The organism is Amniculibacterium aquaticum, assembly GCF_003852705.1.
GTDB classification, from domain to species: Bacteria; Bacteroidota; Bacteroidia; order Flavobacteriales; family Weeksellaceae; genus Amniculibacterium; species Amniculibacterium aquaticum.
On record NZ_REFA01000015.1, the window covers coordinates 1 to 21,311 of the forward strand.

Genomic DNA, 21,311 nt, shown 5'->3' on the forward strand with positions numbered 1-21,311 from the left:
ATTGAAAGGGTAATAAATATTTTAAACAACAGACCACGAAAAAGATTTGGTTTTAAAACGCCCAATGAAATTTTCGCTCAAAAATTGAATGAAAACTGTGATGTTGCATTTATAACTTGAATCCACCATATTTTGTTCTTTAAGAAGTTTTAGATACTGTGATTTAGAAATCATTCGTGCGCCAAGACTTTCCAAATGGTCGGTATGAGTCTGACAATCGATCAAGCTGAAACGATTTCTGTTTTCCTGAACAAATTGTATAAAACCGGCCTTAGAAGCATTGCTAACCTTTGCAAACATGCTTTCCCCACAAAAGACATTTCCCATAACAACACCATAAAATCCACCAACCAATTCGTTGTTTTTCCAAACTTCAATACTTTCTGCCCAACCCAATTGGTGAAGTTTCTCAAAACTGTCGATCAATTCTGTGGAAATCCATGTCCCGTCTTGATCTCTTCTGTTGATGGACATACAGGCTTCCATAACTTGTCTGAAACATCGATTGTTTGTAAAAGAAAATTCTTGATTTTTAAGAATTTTCTTCATGGATTTTGAAATTTTCAAGTCATCAGGAAAAAGCACAAATCGAGGATCTGGAGACCACCAAAGGATCTCTTCACCGGGATTGTACCATGGAAAGATACCATTTTCATAGGCCAAAAGTAGCCTTTCCACAGAAAGATCCCCTCCACAAGCGATAATTCCACTGGGCGGGTGATAAAATTCCGGGTCCGGAAAGCTAATTTCGTTGAGATCCAATTCTACCATAATTAAAAAATCCTACTCACAAAGAAGTAGGACTGTATTTTGATTGATGTTCTTAATTAGAAAGGCAAATCATCATCTTCATCCTCTGTAAAAGGATTCCCCTGACTTGCTGGACTTGCAGCTTGTGCAGTATTAGGCGCAGCCTGGGTTGGTTGAGCAGCGGCATTGTCAAATACTTTTTCCAATCTCCATCCTGTGATGCTGTTGAAATATTTAACTTCTCCTTGTGGCGAAGTCCATTCTCTACCTCTAATATTGATTCCGATTTTTACATTTTCACCTTCAACAACATTATCAAGAAGATTAATTTTATCTTGTAAAAATTCAATACTAATCGGTTGTGGGTATTGCTCTTGTGTAAGCAAGATCAATTCTCTCTTTTGAAATCCGCTTGCAAATGTTTGAATTTCAGTTAATTTCTTTACCGTTCCTTGTAGTTCCATATTCTTAATAATTGAGAGTGTAAAAGTAGTAAATAGAATTTTAAAAGCGAAGACAAAAAGGGAATAATGAAAAAAAATATTTTTTTTTGAAAAAAGTTTGCAGTTATCAAATATTGCCCTATATTTGCACTCACAAAAACAGAACAAAAGATCTTTAAATACTAGCGGATGTGGTGTAATTGGTAGCCACGCCAGACTTAGGATCTGGTGCCGTGAGGCGTGGGGGTTCGAGTCCCTTCATCCGCACAATGAGAGATTTCTAATTTATTTAGAAATCTTTTTTGCGAAAATAGCTCAGCTGGTAGAGCACAACCTTGCCAAGGTTGGGGTCGCGGGTTCGAATCCCGTTTTTCGCTCTATTTCTACTCGCCCTGGTGGTGGAATTGGTAGACACGCAGGACTTAAAATCCTGTGTCCGCAAGGACGTACGGGTTCAAGTCCCGTCTGGGGTACTTAAAAGACTGTTAATCATTTGATTTTCAGTCTTTTTTTTATTTTTTCTCGCAAACTCTTTTTGTCAACAATTTACCGGTATAGAATGCATCTTTGAAATGGAGTAGGAGAGGTGAGGATTTTTTAAATTTGCTTTGATCTCATCAAAGTAAAGGCGAGGCACTTTATTTTTTCAAATTTTATAATTTCGAAATAAGAAACCGGATATTCAGGAAGTAAAAACTTCAATAATTCGTGATCATTAGACATAATGCAAAAATAGAGTTTTTATAATTCTCCCCAGGTTTTGTTACTGATCCCTTTTGTTGCTGATTTGGATGATGAAAGTTTTAGAAACAATAAAAAATCTCCCAATTTCTTGAGAGATTTTTGTGGGTCCTGAGGGATTGACTTCGTCGAATCTTCGATTTCGAACCCCCGACCCTCCCGATGTTTAATCGGGATGTTCTGAACCAACTGAGCTAAGAACTGATTAAATTTAAAATCATTTTCTTGCTTTTCCAATTTTTTATTTGAGCTTCTCTTTTCAAAGCGGAAGATTTATCATCAAATTCTTGGGTAAAAACTATTTTCCAATCCTTGGCTTTGCTAGTAAAACCGTCGTGATTTTCCAAATGCTTTTGCATTCGTTTTTCTATATCCGAAGTCATTCCGATATAAAACTTGCCTAAAGTTTGAGAAAATAAAATGTATACCAAAAACATATACAAAATTAAACAAAAAAAATCTCCCAATTTCTTGAGAGATTTTTGTGGGTCCTGAGGGATTCGAACCTTATCTCTTTACCTGTTGATATTTAATATTTTACAGTTTTTTCTGAATTAGGGTATGCCTAAAAGTATGCCTTTTAGTCTGAAATTTCTTCTAGAACATTAGATTTTATTTCTTCTAAAGAAGTTGAGTTGCCATAGATTATGAGAAGTGTGTTAGGCTTCTTTAAAATTAGAAATACTTGTAGTTTTACTGCATGATACTCACATACCACATAATTGGCATGTAGTTCATTGATGAGATAGTGATACTTGTACTTTAGAATATTCTTAATCTCCTCAATGGTTTTCATTTCTATATGAAAGAAAGTTAAGATTACAGCTTCTAGTCTATCCCAATAAAAAATCAGTTCAGTTTTATCTGAATGATAATTAAGAAATTTCTTTACTTCTCCTAAGTACATATAGCTGTCATAATTGGTTATTCTTTCTACATCCATAACTTCTAAATCAAACTCCCAAACTTCATAATACTGCCCTATCTCAAAAGGTAATTTGAAATTTTCCATAATCTTTGGGTATAAAAAAACCACTCATTTCGAGTGGCTTTGAAGTATAATATTTCATTAGTTATTGCTTCTTTTTAGAAACTAAAAACCAACCTAATGCTATAATTGCTAAAGAAAGAATTACATTAAATGTGTTTGCATTTTCTCCTCCTTTACTTATATACAGTAATCTTCCTATGAAGATAAATATTCCAAAAATTAAAAATATGTAACCAAGTATTTTCATTTTATATGTTATTGTATTTATTTTAAATATTTTATGATTCTAACCTTATCAGAATAGTAAGATTTTATAATTTCAACAACACCTACAATTCCATCTTTAGTCATATATATTTGGTAGCCTCTAAAGCCATATGTTTGGAAAATTGGGCTATTGTAATTATTAGGTGTTACATCTGCTTCTAATATTATTATTGCAGGTGTCTCTTGGTCTTTTACATCAGATAATTTCAATGGATAATTTTTTATATTCAATCCATTTGTATGATGAATACTATTATTACCAAAATCAAAGTAAATTGTATTTGAAGTATTATAAGGCTCATCATTTACTTTATAGTGAGTTGAATTAAACACATACTGTGCATTAATTTGCATAAATCCTAAAAGCAGGAATATTGTATAAATATGTTTCATCATTAAAAAATTTGAGGGTTTCTATTAATTCTTTTGTTTAACCTAATGAGGTTAGGTGTTTGTTCTTGTGTCATTCTCTCTAAATCATAATAGAGTTCTAGAAATACACAATCTTGTTCTTTTACAGAGCAACAGCAAGGCAATGGCTTTTCATCTTTGTAAAAATATTTATACCATTTTTTGCAGTTAGTTATGGGTAAGGTTTTATAAAATTCATCTTCATAATTCATCAGCCACCAAATAATATGATTGAGTTCTAGTGGATTTGAAAGGTTTTGAAGTTCTTCTATGTAGGATTGGTATTTCATTTTTTCCTATACCATCTATTGTATGAGTAAATTGCAAAAGCAACTAGAAACAAACCAAAAGTGAATCTTAAATAGTCAATATCCTTTTCACCATCTGTTTCCATTTCGTAAATATTCTCTCCCATAATCAGTGCAAAAATCAGTTTAATTGCAACTAACCCAAATGGTATAAAAGCAAATATTAAGCATCCCTTTGTATCACTATCATTTTCCTCATCTTTTGGAATGCTATTATTTTTAATTTCCTTATCTTCTTCAATTTGAGAATACTTATCATCATTATTTGAAATTTCATTTTCAGGTGATATAGATTTGTGAAAGTACTTATAATAAACTATCTTAAAATCAGAAGTATCTCTACCTATATTACTCCAAGCATATTTTAATCCTTCAAACATTTCATCTACTTTATCATATCCAAACTGTTCAATTTGAGATTTAATAAAGTCTCCAAAGTTTGCTTCTCTACCTAATTTATTATCAAGTCTGTTGGCTGTATTGTAATAAATACTTTTTAACTTTTCTTTATGTTCATCTGTAATATAATAGGCTTTAAACTCTCTACTTGAAAAAATAAAATCATTTTCCATATCAAAATAAACTTGCCATATATGGCATTTAATTAAACAAATATAAGGAGCAACTTTGACTTGTCAAATAAGTCAAGTTGGAAAAATCTGAAATTCTTAAAAAAGTAGGTAAAAGAATTAAAGAAGTGAGAGAATCTAAGGGTTTATCTCAGGTAGAACTTGTTGGCAAAATGCAAGGAGAAATAGACCCCACTAATATTTCTAGAATAGAATCTGGCAGAACCAATCCTACTATCTATACACTCTATAGAATTGCTGAGGCTTTGGAAGTGAAAGTTATTGAACTAATAGATATTGAAAATTAACATTTCGCTATTAGGTAGTTAGCCCTGTAAAATCCTTTGTTCCTTCTAGAACTACAGAATATTATCCTATAAAGTTTCAAAGTAGCTTCCCAAAAATAATTTTCTTCACAATTTGGCTATAATACTATATCTTGAATTTTTATTTCTAATGGAATTTAGGCTATTTTAAGTGGTATAATGGCACTTTCACGCACGCATTACATTTCTTGAAATTTATCCAACTCAACCTCTAAAATGACTACTTCAGTTTTGTGAGTGTAGCAATTATTCTCCTTAGCATATAGATTGGCTAATTCAAAACTACTAAATACCCCTAGAAATACTCTGCTGAACTTGGATTTATACAAATCTGTTTCAAATAAGACATATACATTTTTCATTATTTCAAAGTATTAAAAACTACTACCATAATAGAGTGAAAAAATAAAATCCTTCCAGTCTTGTCTCTACCCTATATAAGAGTAAGTACAAAACTGGAAGGATTGTTAATTTTAGGTAAATGCTTCTTCTAAATCATACTTTCCATTTCTAGAGAAAGTATTTACATCTGCCTCAAAATTCTTTTCTACAGCAGGCTTAGTTGGTGCTTCTGGAACATACATATACCTGTGAGTAAGCAAAATAACCTCTCCTGTATCTTTTACAGTATATTCATATGGTGGGCATTCTACCTTCTTTACACTACCTGCAATTTCACTACCTATTAAGGCTTTGCAGGTTTCTTCATCAAAAGTGGAGGTAATGTAGGCTTTCTTGGCTGTAGCATAGAAACTGCCTGTACTTTGAGATTGTACCATTTCAATACCTCCTGAAATTTCTAGGGCAAAAAATTCTCTTCCATCTTCTGCCATTCTTTTTTTGTAACTGATTATTCGTACCATTGTTTTTGATTTTTTGAGTTAAACTTTTATTATTTGAGATTTACACATACTTACAGCCTATTTCTACAACTATCACCTAGAGAAATAAGGCTATGAACTATCTACAAAGCCCAACACACAGGTGTCTGCGTGCAGTAATAAGTGGGGGTATTTCGTGGGAGTGTGGGGTTAATAAATTACTAAACTTATTAGTGCAATAGAACTAAAACACTAGAAGTTTCCTAAAGTTTCCTTTGAAAGTCTATGAGTTAAAACCTATGCCAAGAAGTAGCAGAACTTTCATAACATTCTGTACCCTTTGTTTAGTTATCATTCCTATAAGGCTAGAAGATAAACCATATCAAACCTAACTCTTCATTTTTATCTGCCTGAAAATAAAAAGTTTTTTCTTCAGTTGGGTGGGGAGTTTGGGATTTCTATATAAAGGTGGGGGTATAATTGAAGGAAGCTCATAAATGCATGATTTAGAGTTGTCTGAAATTTTTTCAAAAATATTTTTCTTAATAAATTTTGTTTTATAAATTTGACAAAATTTGACAAGAAAATTAAATTCTAAAATGGAGTTGAAAGATATTTTAAAAAATGCTAGAGAAAAAAAATCAATGCTTATGAGAGAAGTTGCTGCTTTAATTGAAGTTGATACAGCAATGATAAGCAAATTTGAAAAAGGAGACAGAAACCCTACTAGAAATCAAGTTGAAAAATTAGCAGATATTTTAGAACTAGATAATAATATATTGATGAAAATATGGCTTAGAGATAAGTTGGTGAATGAACTAGAAAATGAAGAATTAGCCCTAGAAGCACTAAAAATGGCAGAGAAAAAAATTAAAGCATTAAATAAGAAACAACAAGGCTAGTATATGACTAATGAAAAACTAAAAAATTGGCTACAATATTATAGAGCATCTTTGATAGATGCATCTAGAGGAAATAAGTATTCATATTTAGGAGACCCTATTGTTAGAGATAATTTTAGTATTGAAGAACTATCTCAAGAAGAAACTAAATTAATATGGGATGAAAAAAATATGTATTCCTTCAAATTTGAGGAATATGTAACTGATATAGACCAATTAGAAACTTTATATGATGAGGAAGAAGAAGGTTTTGAAGTTGTCAATCTAGGTAAAGGAGGTAATGATGTAAATTCTGTTAAATTCAATAAAATAGAAATAGCCCCCATTTTTATTCAAAATTCAAAAGAACATACAGAATTTGAGGGTAATGATGAAATTCATTATCCCTATTGGATTCCAGCATATTTAAGACAAGATGGCAAACTATTTCCCCCAAAACAAGATGAGATACCTGCATTTCTAAGGGAGTATTTAAGCCCCAATCCTAAAGACAGCCCTACTATAGCTGAAATGAGTAAGCTAGATTCTGAATTATCAAATTTTGAATTTAACAAGAATACTTGGAAACAATATTGGAAGGATTGCGAGATTTATTTTACCAAAGTAACAGATAAAAAATACGCTGACTACCAGCAACACATTGTAAAATTAAGAATATGTAAGTACGAAGATATTAATACAACAAAGCATATCCTTAATCTCTACAATGACCTTGTTTTTAAGAATAAGGACTCTAACGCAAGCTACAATGTTCTAGAAAAGCTACTGAATACAAATGCTCCTCAAAAAATAAATGGAAGTAAAGAAATTGAAGATATCCTTATTCCCAATCATTATGGGCATATGGGAGAAGAATTTCCATTGTCTAAATCACAAAGAGAAGCATTTGCTAAATCACAATACAAAAATCACTCTGATATTTTTGCAATAAATGGTCCTCCTGGTACTGGTAAAACAACTATTCTACAAAGTTTTATAGCAAATAGTTTAGTTAATGCTGTACTGAATAATACAACACCTCCATTAATTGTGGGTTGTTCTACCAATAATCAAGCTATTACTAATATTTTGGATAGTATGAAATTAGAAAATAAAACTAATGACATACTACAAGAAAGATGGTTACCTGATGTATCTTCATTTGGATTGTACCTGACAGGAACTTCTAAAAGTGCAGAAGAATTAAAAAATTACCAATATACTACGAGTCCATTTTTTAGTGATGGTTTTGTTTATCAGCTTGATAAAAATTTAGATATTGTAAAATATGAAAACTACATTATTAGTAAATTTTTGGAATATGCAAAAGAACAAAAACTTAACTATGATTTCTCAAAAGAAACCACTATTGATAAAGTAAAATCCTATTTAAAGTACCTTATAGATAATTGTAAAAAAGATATAGACAATTATGTAGATGTAGCACTTTTGGAATATACCATTCCAAGTTTTTTAAAATCACATCATTTTGAAAATGAAAATGATGTAATACAATCGATTGAAAATACAAAGCAGAATATTGAAAAAACAAAACAACTTATTAGTTCTCTAGAAAGGTATAAAGTGCTTTTGGAAGAAAAGCATAAGAGCTTCCCTTTTTATATAAAATACTTCCCTTTTTCTAGCTTCAAAAAGATTAAAGAAAATGCTTTTAAATTAGTGCTTCAAGAGCATTTGGATTTATATACTACACAAACAAAATTTTATCATTATTTTGAAATTCAATCTACCACAGATGAATTGATTTTAAATACTCAAAAACACCTTAATCAACTAAAAAATAAACTTTCGCAATTAGAAAAAATAATAGAAGAGTGTAGGATAAGACATCAAAAATATGCTCATAAATTACAATCATGGCAAAAGGACTATCAATATAAATGGAATAGTTTAATAGAAAAAACTCAAGAAGAGTATCAAAACCTAAATGTAATTGAAGATATTGCTGTAAAACTGGATATTTCTTTAAGACATAAATTATTTTGGCTTTGTGTTCATTATAGAGAAGCTGAGTTTATAAAAGAGCAGTTTGATAAAGAAACTACCAGCAAATATGAAAGAAGTGCAGAAGAATATAGAATAAGACTTGAAAGATTAGCCAAAATAACACCTCTTTTTATTTCCACCTTTCACACTTTACCAAAGTATTGTTCCTACTATTCTTATTCAGAAGGAAATGTATTTTACAGCAACCTTTTTGATTTTATGATTGTGGATGAGGCAGGGCAAGTTTCCCCAGAAGTAGCAGTTCCTTCCTTTGTGTTTACAAAAAAACTCCTTACAGTAGGAGATATACACCAAATAGAACCTATTTGGGGGATTTCAGAATCTGTAGATTATAAAAATGCTGAAAAATACAGTATAATAGATACAGAAGAACATTTTAAATTTCTTAGAGATTGTGGTTACTTAGCTTCTAGTGGGAGTGTAATGAAACTATCTTTATACAAATCTTATTTCACCTATCAATCTAACAATGGAGAGATAAAAGATGGGGTATTGCTTAGAGAACACAGAAGATGTTTAGACCCCATCATTCACTATTCTAACAAGTATGTATATCAAAATAGTTTAATTCTTAAAGGAGGAAAAAAGCATACAAAATCCCATAATCTTCCTAGTGTAGGCTATTTACATATTAATGGATTTTGTGAAAAATACCATTCAAGCAATAGAAATATTGCAGAAGCTAACACTATTATTCAGTGGCTAAAAGACCAAAAGGAAATCTTAGAAAAAGCCTATGATAAGTCTTTGCACGATATAGTGGCTATAGTTACACCCTATTCAGCACAAAAAGATTACTTGAAAAATTTGGTTAAAATCAATTTTTCTCAAGAAATTTCAGATTCTATGACTGTAGGTACTGTACATGCTTTGCAAGGTGCAGAAAGACCAATTATCTTATTTTCTCCAACCAATTCAGACCCTAAAAAGCCTTTGTTTATGAATTATGGGGGTAAAAGCAATATGCTAAATGTAGCAGTTACTAGAGCCAAACATTCCTTTTTAGTATTTGGCAATATGGTTGTTTTTAAACAAGGTCAAAATAATCCATCATCTAATCTAGCAGAACTTTTATATACCTATCCAGATAATACTTTGGATGACACTTTTATTTATTCAAAAAACACTTTGTTTACAGATGATAAAGACAAAGTAAATCATTTAACCACATTAGATGAACATAGAAGTGCCTTAAAGAAATGCTTCAAAATTGCAACCTCTGAAGTAATTATTAGCTCTCCTTTTATTTCTATAAATGCTATTAATGATGATGGTATTTCAGAACTAATTAAAGATGCAATTAATAGAGAAATTAAAGTGACCATACTCACAGATGAAAATCTGGACATGAAAGATGGCGAGCTAAAACCACATTCACTAAAGGGCAGAAAATTATTAGAAGAATCTGGAGCAAAATTGATTACATACAAAGGAATACATAATAAGACTATTTGTGTAGATGACAAATTACTTATTGAAGGTTCTTTTAATTGGCTTTCTGCTTCTAGGAATGAAGAGAGTGAGTTTGCAAGAAAAGAAATATCACTAGTTCTACAAGGAGCTAATGTGCCTTATAAAGTAGATAGAATAAAAGAAATGTTTAATTTGTAAAATTATTTTTATGTGGAAAGATAGTGAAACAGATATTGATTTATTGGATTTTGATTATTTAATTGAAATCACAAAAGATATTGTTGAAAATGACGAATTATCTCCTTGTACGATTGGGGTTTATGGTGATTGGGGAAGTGGAAAATCTAGTCTAGTTGAGATGATATTGAAAGATTATGAGAAAAAGGAAAACTACTTATGTTTAAAATTTAATGGTTGGCTGTTTGAGGATTATGAAGATGCTAAAAATGCTTTGTTAGGAAGTATTCTTGATGAAATAAATAAGAAAAAAGGAATAACTACAAAAGCAAAAAATACAATCAAAAAACTATTTAAGAATATTGACTACATTGATTTGGCAAGTAAAGGGTTAAAGTATGGAACTGATTTTTTATTGACTGGAGGCATAGGGACAATTGCAGATATAACTATTCAAAATGTTTTAAATAAAACAAAATCATTGGGGGATGGAGTAACTTCAGAAGAAATAAAAAAAGTACTTGAGGGAACATTTAAAAAAGAAGAGGTAAGAAAGAATTTAAGAGAATTTCAATCTGATTTTGAAAAATTACTTAAGGAAACTAAAATTGAAAAATTGGTTGTTTTTATTGATGAACTGGATAGGTGTAATCATGATACTATCTTGGAAACATTAGAAGCAATAAGATTATTTCTTTTTACAAAAGGAACGTCATTTATTATTGGTGCTGACGAAAGGCAAGTTATGTATGCTGTTAGAAAAAAATTCCCAGAGGTAAAGGGTAATCAAATGGATATTGGGAAAGAATATTTAGAAAAAATGATACAATATCCTATAAAAATCCCTCAATTAGGAGTTAATGAAGTTGAGTTTTATATTACATGCTTATTCTTTCAAAATGAGTTTAAAGAGAATTATTCTGAAATAATAAAATTTATTAAAACTAAAAGAAAAGAAGATTTTCTAAATTTTGAAATTACTTATGATTTGATTAAAAATGAGTTTGATTATTTAGATGAAAGTAAAATTAGAGAAGTCATATCAATTAGTAAACAAATATCGTCTGTTTTATCCAATAGCTTAAATGGCAATCCCAGACATTGTAAAAGATTTTTAAATTCTTTATCAATGCGTATAAAAATGGCTAGCTTCAAAAATATAATTCTGGATAAAAAAGTATTAGCAAAACTTATGCTGATTGAATATTTTAAAGATGAGGTATTTAAAAAGATAGGTCAATTACAATCAAATGAAAAAGGCAAACCAAATGAGCTTAAATTAATTGAAGATGATGAATGGGAAAATGTCAAAGATTTGAAATTATGGGAAAATGATGAATGGTTTTTAAAATGGGCTAAAACAGAACCTAAACTTTCAGAATATGATTTACAGAAGTATTATTACTTTACAAGAGAAAGTTTAAAAAGTAATTCTTTTAAAACTATTTTGTCTTTAAGTCCAGAAGCTGAAGCTGTTCTAAATAATCTACTATCAAATTCTGATAGTTTTAGAAAAGAAGCAGTAAAAAAAGCTTCAATCATTAATGATTATGAATCACTTGAAATCCTTAAGTCAATTTTTTATTCTATAGAATCTTCATCAGATATTGAAACTAATATGTTTAAATCATTCATGGAATGGGCTTCCACAAAAGAAGTGTTATACACTGATGCAATTTCAAAGTTATCAAGTTTACCAGCAGAAAGTATAAAAATTTCATTTATACCTAATATATTTGAATTTGGCAAAATATCCAATAAAGAAGCAGAAATTAAAGCACTTACAGACAAGTGGAAAGTTGAAAATCCTAAATTAATAACAGCAATTAAAAATAAATAAAATGGGGACATCTAGTATGTATAGTGGTTATTCTAATGGGAGTTCACAAAAAAATCCATTACTACCAAGTGATTTTGATGATGATGTAGGTGCTGGGAATGACAATGATAATAGTGAGGGAAATGAGCAAAATGAAAACCAAAATGCAGATAATCAACAACAGCCCCCTCCATCTATCTCAAACTGGCAGTCTGCTAAGAATTTAATGTCAAAACTAGCATCAGGGACCTCAAAATCAACAAATGCAAGGGGAAGAGCTGTTTCAAAATATATAAAAGCCTATGGAGGTTCAAAATCTGCAACTAAAAATGCAGTATCAGGTATTAATACCACTTATGGATTAGGAAGTTTTATAAATAGTGCTTCAACACAAGGCATAAAAGAAACCCTTGATATTTATAAGATTGAATACCAAAATAAATCTACAAGTGAGGTGCTTTTTGATTTGATTAATTTTTTAGCACCTAATCCTATAACAAAAGAAGATTCTATTGCTAGAAAAGCATTGATTCTTACTATGGAAAAATTATACGAACTTATAGAAAATGAAGGATTAGAAATTGAGTCCATAGAAAAGCTAGATATTAATACTATTAATGTAATTATCCCTCTAAATATAGAAAATTACATTTATGAAAGATTATTAAATGACTTAGGAAGTAGAATTGAAAACAATTCTATTAATTCAACAAGTGCTGTAAAATTGGAAAAAGAATTAAAAGATTATATAAATTCTAAAGTTGAAATAGCCTTTAAAGGCAAGGACCTTTCTGGTGCTAACTTATCTAAACCTGAAATTGAGAGTTTATATAATCAGTGTTACACTGTAATGGAAAATATGATATGAAAAATATAGTTTTTAAATTAAATAAAGGTGATAGTTTTCAAGTTGATAATTCTGACTATGAAATTGATTTTACTAAAAAGAATGATTTTCATTCGACATTTTATAAATTCAAAAGAAGAATTTATAAAATGCCTAATTTTTTTCAGAAAGAGGCTCTGGATTTATATTATATTTCTTTAATGATATATTATGCTGATAGAAAGATTTTAAGAACAGGTACATATGACAACTGGACAAGACAATTTAAGCTATACATTCCTGTTTTAGAATTAGATAAATGGAATAACAACAAATTGCTCTTTACTGACATGATGAATTATTTAAGTGGTGATTTGTGGGAGTTTGAATTTAGACAAAGAGAATTAAACTTAACAGAAGAAAAGTATTTATCAAGCATTAAAAATCATTATGTTAATAAAAAATTAAGTATTGATTATATCTGTATGCTTTCAGGAGGCTTGGATTCTTTTATAGGTGCAATAGACATTCTTTCAAATAATAAAGATGTTGCTTTTGTTGGACATTATGGAGGGGGCAAAGGGGTAAAGCCTTTTCAAGATAAAGTAAGAGAACTTTTAAAAAATAAATTTTCTATTAATGATGAACAATTTTTTAATTTTAATGCAACAGCAATAGGAGGAATTGAAGATAGTACTAGGACTCGTTCATTCTTGTTTTTCTCTCTTGCAATAATTTTAGCATCTTCCTTTGATAAAGAAATACGATTATATATTCCGGAAAATGGGCTTATTTCATTAAATATCCCTTTAACAAATACTAGATTAGGTAGTAGTAGTACAAGAACTACCCACCCTTATTATTTAAGTTTGTTTCAAAAATTACTAGATAATTTAGGGGTTAAGGTAAAATTGTATAATCCATATCAATTTTTTACAAAAGGAGAAATGCTCAAAAACTGTATTGATAATGAATTTATTAAAGAAAATTACATAAGCACAATGTCTTGCTCTCATTCAGACCAAGTTAGATACTCAAAAGGAAAAAAACCAAAACATTGTGGCACTTGTTTACCTTGTACAATTAGAAGAGCATCAATTGTTGAAGCTTTTAATATTGATAATACAGAATATGAAGACCCTAATTATAAGAAACCTAAAGCTAAAAATGAATTAAAATCATTCAAAATAGGAGTTCTTGATTACAAAGCAAATCCAAATAATCAATTTACGATTCAAATTGCAGGAAATTTGAAAACCAATTTTGGAGAGTTTAAAGATTTATACAAAAGAGGGATGAAAGAACTATCAAATTTTTTAGATTCTATAAATGAATAATTTTCTTTATGATACACATTCGCATTTAGATTTAGTTAAAGATTTAGACTCACTAGTTTCAGAAATAGAAAAGAGAAAAATATATACTATTGGAGTAACAAATTTACCTCCTTTATATAAAAAACTAAATGATAGGCTTAAATCAAAGTATATCAAACCTGCTTTAGGTTTTCATCCAGAACTTATAAAGCAGTATCAAAAATATATTCCTGAAATGTGGGAATTATTAACTGATGCAAAATATATAGGAGAAGTTGGGCTAGATTTTAAAGTATCGTTGGAATCTAAATTAATTCAGATTAATTTCTTTGAAGAATTAATAAAAAGATGTAATGAACTAGGGGGTAAAATTCTTACTATACACTCTAGAGGAAGTGCTGAAGATATTGTATCAATTATTGGTGAAAATTTTAATAGTAAATATATTTTACACTGGTATTCTGGAAATTTGAAAACTTTGAATAATGCCTTAAATAATGGAGCATACTTTTCAATTAATTACTCTATGACTAATACTATTTCAGGACAAAAAATAATTGCTAATATTCCCAATGAAAAATTATTATTGGAATCTGATGCCCCTTTTGTTAAGTATAATGGAAATAGAAATTTTAGTACTTTAGATATAGATATTATTGTTAAGAAATTATCAGAAATTAAAAAAATTGAATATCAAGATATGAGAAGTATTCTGTGTAATAATTTTAAAAATCTTTTAGTTGATGTATAATAAAACCACCCCAAATTAATGGGGCAGTTCCTTTTAACTCAAAAACCAATGATAATCTGAATTACCATTGAGAGTTTTTTGAATGCCCTTTGAGAATTCAAAGGCATTCAAATTCCTATCTAGGAAAGTATCTATATACGAAGATTTATTAGCCTGTGTAAAGAGATTGTACACATCCCACAAGTTTATCCTGCCATCTTCTTGCCTACAGAAATTATTGTCCTCGTAATAATCTTTTGCCATAGTGTTGATGTGGCTGTCATTAAAATTAAGTAGAGGAATTTTCTGTTTTTCTGCTTTAGGCAGGTGTTGGTATAATCTTGATTTCCCAATGAGCTGAGCAAATTGATGTTCAGAAAGATAATCTTGGGTAAGTTCCTTCATTTCCATGAGGTGCAGTTCTGCATTATAGTTTTGCATCACTTCTAGGGCTTTAGATTGTAATTCTAGAGCATTAGAAACTCGCATATCTTCTACAAAACCATCACTCCAAACACAGAGATTCATGCATACTTGATTTTGAAAGCCTATAAAGAATTTGAATTTCTCTAAGGTTTTTTTGTTGTATAAATTCTCTTGATTATATGCCCTTACTCCTCCTATGCACAAGGCTAATTCATTTCCATTCACCACTTCTGTAATGCTAGGGATTTTCACTATAAAAGCCATTCTTTCGTAGTAAATGGTTTTCTCATGGTCTAATAGGTCTTTTGCATTTTTGTAAATGGAATCTGGAGTTCTGCCTTTCACAATATGGCTTACTCGTATCTCTGGCTCTGTAATGCTATGATGTGGAAATACCTTTTGGGTAGCATTGAGTACCACTTCTATAAACTCCTGATGTGCTACAGTTCTCTCATTATCTTTGCTAAAGACTGGCACTATGCAATCTTGTTTTAGATGGTGTAAAGGCACTTCTGTAGTATTAGCTATAATAAAAGGATTGGGTTCACTTTCTTTTGGTGCTTTTACAGCAGAAGTAACTACAGAATTAGGCATTAAAAAAGCCTGAACTTCATTTTTAGGTTCAGGCTTGGGTTCTTCATTCATTTTACTAGGATAGAAAATTTCAGCATCTTCTATGCTATCAGAATTATCTAGAAATATATCCCTTATAGGTTTCTTAGCTACATTCCTTAATTCCATTGTACTAGTTTCTTTCCCTATTATGGTAGTAGAATTTGGAATTTCAAAGGCTTGTTCTAAAGTGGCAGGTTTAATGATGTTTTGCGTGTCCATTTTGACTGAAATTTTGAGGGTTGGTTAATTGCATTAAAAGAGATTTCTTAGCTTCAAAGTCAGGTTTTAAATTCTCTTGATAGTGTGGATATTGTTTGTACAATGCCAATAGTTCTGCAATAGAATTACACATTTGTATTTCTTGATATACTTCTTGTTCAGATAATTCTTTAGGACTAGAAGGAACTTCTTGCTTTCCAGAATTACACCAGTCTAGAATTTTCTTACCTGTTTCTGTAGTTATTACAAATTCTGGTTTGTTCATAAATAAGCCAGTCCTATCTTTTGAGGCTTTACAGAGATGATTTTCATTTACTAACTCAAAATTTACTGTAAGCTCATATTCAAATCCTTCTCTGGTAATTTCTTTAGTACCATGCTTAACTACTTGGGTTTTGCCATTGCTTCCAATATCTAAAGAATAATCAATCTTTCTTCTTGTAGTGGTAATGATATGGCAAGGAGATTGAAGGATTTTATTAATAAAGGCTTGATGTCTTGGAGTTACATTTGCCCAATCTTGAAATCTCCCACCTAATTTCTCGTGGATTTCTAAGCATCCACCTATACCATTCCATTCATGACTTGCAGAATCAATGATAATAACTGAAATGTTAGATTCCTCACACAGCTCAATTGCCTGTATGTATCTTTCAGGGCTATAAGGAGCTTGTAAGTCCAATACATTATAGTTCCCTAAATCTGAATACAGGGAAGCAGAGGAGTTTTCTGTATCTATTACAGCAATTTTACTCCAATCATTAGTCATTCCATAGGCTAATAAAAGGGCTGATTTGGTCTTTCCAAATCCACTAGCTCCAGATAATCCTAATCTGAGCTTTACTTGTTTTCTTTCACTTTGTCTTAGTTGCATAATTTTATAAAATTTTTTGGGGTTCAAAAATGATTTCTTTTGTTGAATAAACATAATTTGGCTATTAGCTCTATTGTTGATGAATAGGGCTAAAACACTGGATTTTGTCATTTATTTTTTGTAACTTTGTGTACCAAAAGTTGTTGGAACAAAAACTTACAACAGAGTTGTCCTCCTCTAAATTCGTGCGTTGTTAAATCTTAGATTTTTAAGGATGGGGAGATTTCTAAAGAACCCCTATGAATTGTAAAGTAGCTTACGAAATTTCAGCTAGGTTACCTATGTGTATGGTAGATTGTTAATTGAGGCTAGAAAAATAATAACTTGTAAAAAGTGTGCATTCTTCGTTTTGATAGTATATACCCCTACGAGAAATGCACACTTTCCACAATTTTATAGATTGATATAATCTTGATTTTCCACTAGATTCATTGAGTTGGTAGAAGTAGGAATAATTTTGATAGAATTTATAACCTTACAATATCTTCTGCTAGAGTACAATGTGATATATGGGTCTCTTTCTCTATTTTCAACATCTAGAAAATCTTCTACTAGAATAGAGTAAAATGTTTTTAATTTGGCTTCTAATGTCCTATTGTCCTGAAACCTTCTCTTGAACTCAAATACATTTTCAGAAAGAATAGTGTCTGATTCTAAAAGCACAATAATATCTTGTATTCTAGAAATATCTTCATCATCAAAAAAATCTCTCCAAAGGTTAGTTGGGGTACAAAAATAATGTTCACCCCTCCTATTATACTCATGTAAAGAGTTGATGAGTTTCTCTCTAAAATAATTAATGAGTTGGAAAAGCCTAATCCTATCCTTGTATTTACCATTCTCAATTTCTGACACATCTATGTTCCTAGAATGAGCAATGCATTCTAAAAAATAATCACTTCTCGTGTATTCAATATCTGTATTGCTAGGAATAATTCCCTTGCTCCAAAGGGTATAGACAAAATGGAGCAATTGGATTTCAAATTTTTTAGCAGTTGGGGTGTTGGGTTTAATGTTTTCCCATTTGTTATTGTCTGCTCTTTTCAGTTTTAAAGAATAGTCATTGTACAGGCTATCTCTAATATCTGTGTAAAACAATTTGAAATTACTATACCTCCCTAGAGACTCATAGTGGTCTAGCCCAAAAAAATTCTCATACACAAAGGATAAAACACTTTGGATTTCTCCTTCTGGAAATACAAAGACTGGTTTAAATCTCATTTCTTGTAAAGAGCAATTTATAAACTGGTTGGTTAGGGCTGCATAAGTGAGGTAAGCACTTATATCTTCTCCAAATATGGGGTATTCATTGGCTAAAAATTCTTCTCCATTTTCTAGTTTAAACTCATCATAGGTTGGATAGCTTAATTTAGCTAGATTGAACCTAGATAAATTATTCTCAATAACTTCAATTTCATTCTGAACATTTTTTCTTAGTTTGTTTTCATAAAACTCTCTTAGGAAAAAATCTTGCCTGTTGAGCTTGATATACTTTACTAGTTTTTCAGGGTCTTTATGATAGGTAATGATATTGTAATAATTCTCAAACTCTTCTTTTTGTAGAGAGTTCATCTCTGTGTATTCTAGGGAAGAAAAATCAAACTTATCTGGTTTAGGTAAAACAAGGTGTATTTCTCCTTTATTTCTTTGCCTTGCTAATGCTTGAATAACAGAGTTAATACCTCCTGAAAAAATACCATATTTATTTCTGAACCACATTCTTGTGCTTCTAGGTGGAAGAATAATGATAAATGCATGGTTTTCTTTCTTAATACTTACTCCTGTCTTAAAGTTAGTGCCTATATTGCATTTAGTATTATCAAACTGGTTTTTAGGCTCTTCATTTTCAGGTCTTTGATTGGTTATGAGTTCAGAGGTACAGTCTTTTATTTCTCCATAAGTTTCTATAAGAAGTTTCCCTATTTCATCTTTAGGACTAAGCAGACTTTTTGCTAAGGTTTTAGAATAGCATAAGATGTCTAGTTTCTTTTCCTTAAAGATAAGTTCAGTTATTAGATTTTTAATTTCTAGAGTGCTAGAAGTAAAATTATATGCAGAAGAATAGTGTAGGTGTAAAGAACTTTGTTTTTGAGGAAACCTAATTCTTTCAGATTCAATAATTTGAATTTTAAACTCTGTGAGTTCAGCTAGATATTCTATAACTATCTTAGAAGCCTCATTGTAGGTGGCACTTAGCACAAAATTTTTGTGTATTACATTCCTCCATTTCCAAAGATTAAAAATGTACTCTTGTTTGAAATTATGGAATGAATCATGCAACTCATCATAAATAAAAACTACTTTGATGTTGTTTCTCTCGCAGTATGCAGTTAGGTGATTGAGATATTCTCTTTTGATATCAGAGTTTTTAAAGCCATCTTCCCCAGGGTTTCCAAGTAGTGTATTGGCTGTAATGACTTGTATAGCCCTGCCAACATAGTTTATTTCAGTATTTCTCCCAAGATTGTCATAGTTGTAAATTTGGTTTTCAGGGATTCCTGCTTCTGCTATATCATTGCAATATTGCTTTACTAAACTCACAAATGGACTAGCTACAAAAATGAGATATTGTTGCCCTCCATTTTGCATAGCATCATAATACCTTTTTATGGTCTGTATAATTGCATAAGACTTACCTTGCCCTACTGCTGCATTGATTACTACAGTATTTTTGTGTTCTAGTTCAATGTAGCTTTGCAATTCTTCATTAATATAGCCTTCTTCATTAGGAGAAATAATGATTTTCTCTCCCCCATTTTCTATCTCAAAACTGTTCCTTTCTTCTCTGGTTCCATTAGGATTAAAAATATACTGAAAATCTTCTGGGTTGATTTCTTTGAACTCTATTGGGTAGTTTTTGAAATTAGAATTGTTTATTTCTAGTTGCATAAAGGAGATTTTAACTGCCTTGTAAATTTACTACAAAGCAGTTAAATAGGGAAATTACTTCAGCTTATTATTAAGTCTTTCCATCTGTTCTCCTACTTTCTTCTTCACTACTTTTGCATAGTGATTTTGGGTAATACTCATCTCTGAATGCCCTAACAGTTCTGATACTATTTCCATAGGCACATCATTATACAAAAGTATGGAAGATGCAAAGGTCTTCCTTGCTAGATGGTGTGTTAGATTCTTTTCTATGCCTACAATCTCTGCTATTTCTTTAAGATAAGCATTAAACCTCTGATTAGATATTATAGGTAATTCTCCCTTGTATTTATCCAAGATTTCTTCTGCTTTAGTAAGCAATGGGATTTCATATTTCTTATTGGTCTTTTGTCTAAATACAGTAATCCACTTTTTGCCATCAAACCCTAAGACTAAATCTTTAGGTTTTAAATTCGCCATCTCTTTATAAGCTAATCCAGTGTAACAACAAAACACAAACATATCTGCTACTTGTTGTAACCTTAAAGAAGCATATTTGTGTTTCTCAATCTCTAAAAGTTCTTCTTTGGTAAGGAAGATAACCTGCTTTTTAGGTCTTTTATTCTTGTGGAGTAGAAAAGGGTCTTTAGCAATAAAATCTAATCCTACTGCTAATTTAACCATCTGCTTAAACCTCTGTAAAGTCTTGTGAATTGTATTTTGTTCAAACTTCTTTTCTGCTTTTAGATAATACTCAAATTCTGTTATAAAGGACATTTTCATATCATTAAGCAGATAGTCTGACTTATTAAATTTCCATTTAATGAAATTCTTTACATGGGTTTTAGTTTGGTAGAACTTTCTTACAGATACTCTTGTGGTGGATATACCAATCAATTTCTCTTGCTTGGCTATATGCAGGTTAAATATCTCCATAATGGACTTATCTTCCTTAATGTTTTCCCCTTTGTACTGCCTGTAAATATCATCTACATCAAAGTTCTTTTCCTGAACTTGTAGGAATAAAAAAGCCTGATTAATATTTTGCTTAATCAGGCTGAGTTGGGTATTGATTTGTTGATTTTTGGAATTTGTTGGAAATGCTTTTTGTTTTTCAGAACTCCAATTTTTTGGGTTAATAAATATTCCTGTTGAGAATGGTTTTCTTTCCTTGTCTAGAGTAATTCTGCACTCAATAGGACACTCATTTTTAACATTTATTTTATTCCTCCTTAAAAGAAACAGTATTGACAACTTCATAGAATTAATGGGGGTTTAAATGGGTAACCTAAAATTAGATTGGGTAACCTAATGGGTAACCTAGTTTAACATTTAAAAATTAAAATTTTGAGGATTTTTGAGCAATATTTTCCAATGATTTTGGATTGTTATTAAAAGTGGGTAACCTAGAAAAAAAATGGGTAACCTAAAAATCACCCTTTTTTTATTAATTTTTTACAAATCAACTCTTCCTATTTTTGGCACTGAAAAG

Annotated in this window: 18 protein-coding genes, 3 tRNA genes and 2 pseudogenes; 11 read left to right on the forward strand and 12 right to left on the reverse strand. The window is 30.4% G+C overall.

Features of this window, described 5'->3' with window-relative positions:
* Positions 1–120, forward strand: a pseudogene (locus tag EIY84_RS11995) (IS30 family transposase); the annotation flags it as partial.
* 15 nt (positions 121–135) lie between these two features.
* Here EIY84_RS11995 and aat read toward each other — a convergent pair.
* Together aat and EIY84_RS07730 are read right to left on the reverse strand one after the other, a co-directional pair.
* Positions 136–771, reverse strand: a pseudogene (aat, locus tag EIY84_RS07725) (leucyl/phenylalanyl-tRNA--protein transferase); the annotation flags it as partial.
* 56 nt (positions 772–827) lie between these two features.
* On the reverse strand, positions 828–1,214 hold the full coding sequence (locus EIY84_RS07730; protein WP_124641905.1) for a DUF3127 domain-containing protein: 387 nt from the start codon (positions 1,212–1,214) through the stop codon (positions 828–830).
* 164 nt (positions 1,215–1,378) lie between these two features.
* Between EIY84_RS07730 and EIY84_RS07735 the strand changes: the two genes are divergently transcribed.
* The 3 genes from EIY84_RS07735 to EIY84_RS07745 all read left to right on the forward strand — a co-directional run bounded on the left by EIY84_RS07735 (position 1,379) and on the right by EIY84_RS07745 (position 1,666).
* Positions 1,379–1,460: transfer RNA gene (locus tag EIY84_RS07735), tRNA-Leu, on the forward strand.
* Between the two features lie 37 nt (positions 1,461–1,497).
* Positions 1,498–1,570, forward strand: a tRNA-Gly gene (locus EIY84_RS07740).
* A 12-nt stretch (positions 1,571–1,582) separates the two neighbouring features.
* Positions 1,583–1,666, forward strand: a tRNA-Leu gene (locus EIY84_RS07745).
* A 462-nt stretch (positions 1,667–2,128) separates the two neighbouring features.
* Here EIY84_RS07745 and EIY84_RS07750 read toward each other — a convergent pair.
* The 5 genes from EIY84_RS07750 to EIY84_RS07775 all read right to left on the reverse strand — a co-directional run bounded on the left by EIY84_RS07750 (position 2,129) and on the right by EIY84_RS07775 (position 4,483).
* Entirely contained in the window at positions 2,129–2,371 is a 243-nt protein-coding gene (locus EIY84_RS07750) for a GIY-YIG nuclease family protein (protein WP_124641907.1), read from the reverse strand.
* Between the two features lie 143 nt (positions 2,372–2,514).
* Positions 2,515–2,946 (reverse strand): hypothetical protein, encoded by a 432-nt coding sequence (locus EIY84_RS07755; protein WP_124641909.1) that lies wholly within the window; start codon positions 2,944–2,946, stop codon positions 2,515–2,517.
* Positions 2,947–3,189: 243 nt separating this feature from the next.
* Complete coding sequence (locus EIY84_RS07765) at positions 3,190–3,588, reverse strand: hypothetical protein (protein ID WP_124641913.1); 399 nt, start codon at positions 3,586–3,588, stop codon at positions 3,190–3,192.
* Entirely contained in the window at positions 3,588–3,893 is a 306-nt protein-coding gene (locus EIY84_RS07770) for a hypothetical protein (protein ID WP_124641915.1), read from the reverse strand. Before EIY84_RS07770 ends, EIY84_RS07765 begins: the two co-directional genes overlap by 1 nt.
* Positions 3,890–4,483 (reverse strand): hypothetical protein, encoded by a 594-nt coding sequence (locus tag EIY84_RS07775; protein WP_124641918.1) that lies wholly within the window; start codon positions 4,481–4,483, stop codon positions 3,890–3,892. The genes EIY84_RS07770 and EIY84_RS07775 overlap by 4 nt, the downstream gene beginning before the upstream one ends.
* Before the next feature lie 77 nt (positions 4,484–4,560).
* Between EIY84_RS07775 and EIY84_RS07780 the strand changes: the two genes are divergently transcribed.
* Positions 4,561–4,788, forward strand: coding sequence for a helix-turn-helix domain-containing protein (locus EIY84_RS07780; protein WP_124641920.1), 228 nt, complete (start codon positions 4,561–4,563; stop codon positions 4,786–4,788).
* Between the two features lie 491 nt (positions 4,789–5,279).
* Here EIY84_RS07780 and EIY84_RS07790 read toward each other — a convergent pair whose 3' ends face one another.
* A complete protein-coding gene (locus EIY84_RS07790; protein ID WP_124641924.1) occupies positions 5,280–5,669 on the reverse strand; it encodes a hypothetical protein in 390 nt (129 codons plus the stop codon).
* Positions 5,670–6,202: 533 nt separating this feature from the next.
* Between EIY84_RS07790 and EIY84_RS07795 the strand changes: the two genes are divergently transcribed.
* The 6 genes from EIY84_RS07795 to EIY84_RS07820 are packed head-to-tail and all read left to right on the forward strand — an operon-like array spanning position 6,203 to position 14,838.
* Positions 6,203–6,529: a helix-turn-helix domain-containing protein gene (locus EIY84_RS07795; RefSeq protein ID WP_241154755.1), complete on the forward strand. Its 327-nt coding sequence runs from the start codon at positions 6,203–6,205 to the stop codon at positions 6,527–6,529.
* Positions 6,530–6,532: 3 nt separating this feature from the next.
* Positions 6,533–10,147, forward strand: coding sequence for an AAA domain-containing protein (locus EIY84_RS07800; protein WP_124641926.1), 3,615 nt, complete (start codon positions 6,533–6,535; stop codon positions 10,145–10,147).
* 10 nt (positions 10,148–10,157) lie between these two features.
* Complete coding sequence (locus EIY84_RS07805; RefSeq protein WP_124641928.1) at positions 10,158–11,966, forward strand: KAP family P-loop NTPase fold protein; 1,809 nt, start codon at positions 10,158–10,160, stop codon at positions 11,964–11,966.
* Between the two features lies 1 nt (position 11,967).
* On the forward strand, positions 11,968–12,813 hold the full coding sequence (gene qatB, locus EIY84_RS07810; protein WP_124641930.1) for a Qat anti-phage system associated protein QatB: 846 nt from the start codon (positions 11,968–11,970) through the stop codon (positions 12,811–12,813).
* Positions 12,810–14,108, forward strand: a complete 1,299-nt coding sequence (gene qatC / locus EIY84_RS07815) for a Qat anti-phage system QueC-like protein QatC (protein WP_124641932.1) — start codon at positions 12,810–12,812, stop codon at positions 14,106–14,108. The genes qatB and qatC overlap by 4 nt, the downstream gene beginning before the upstream one ends.
* A complete protein-coding gene (locus EIY84_RS07820; protein WP_124641934.1) occupies positions 14,101–14,838 on the forward strand; it encodes a TatD family hydrolase in 738 nt (245 codons plus the stop codon). Before qatC ends, EIY84_RS07820 begins: the two co-directional genes overlap by 8 nt.
* Before the next feature lie 33 nt (positions 14,839–14,871).
* On the opposite strand, the gene EIY84_RS07825 is transcribed toward EIY84_RS07820, so the two are convergent.
* The 4 genes from EIY84_RS07825 to EIY84_RS07840 form a co-directional block, all read right to left on the reverse strand.
* Entirely contained in the window at positions 14,872–16,077 is a 1,206-nt protein-coding gene (locus EIY84_RS07825; protein ID WP_124641935.1) for a DUF3871 family protein, read from the reverse strand.
* On the reverse strand, positions 16,055–16,951 hold the full coding sequence (locus tag EIY84_RS07830) for an AAA family ATPase (protein WP_124642032.1): 897 nt from the start codon (positions 16,949–16,951) through the stop codon (positions 16,055–16,057). Before EIY84_RS07830 ends, EIY84_RS07825 begins: the two co-directional genes overlap by 23 nt.
* Before the next feature lie 393 nt (positions 16,952–17,344).
* Entirely contained in the window at positions 17,345–19,840 is a 2,496-nt protein-coding gene (locus EIY84_RS07835; protein WP_124641937.1) for a DEAD/DEAH box helicase family protein, read from the reverse strand.
* A 54-nt stretch (positions 19,841–19,894) separates the two neighbouring features.
* Positions 19,895–21,079, reverse strand: a complete 1,185-nt coding sequence (locus tag EIY84_RS07840; RefSeq protein WP_317124607.1) for a site-specific integrase — start codon at positions 21,077–21,079, stop codon at positions 19,895–19,897.
* Positions 21,080–21,311 lie beyond the last annotated feature (232 nt).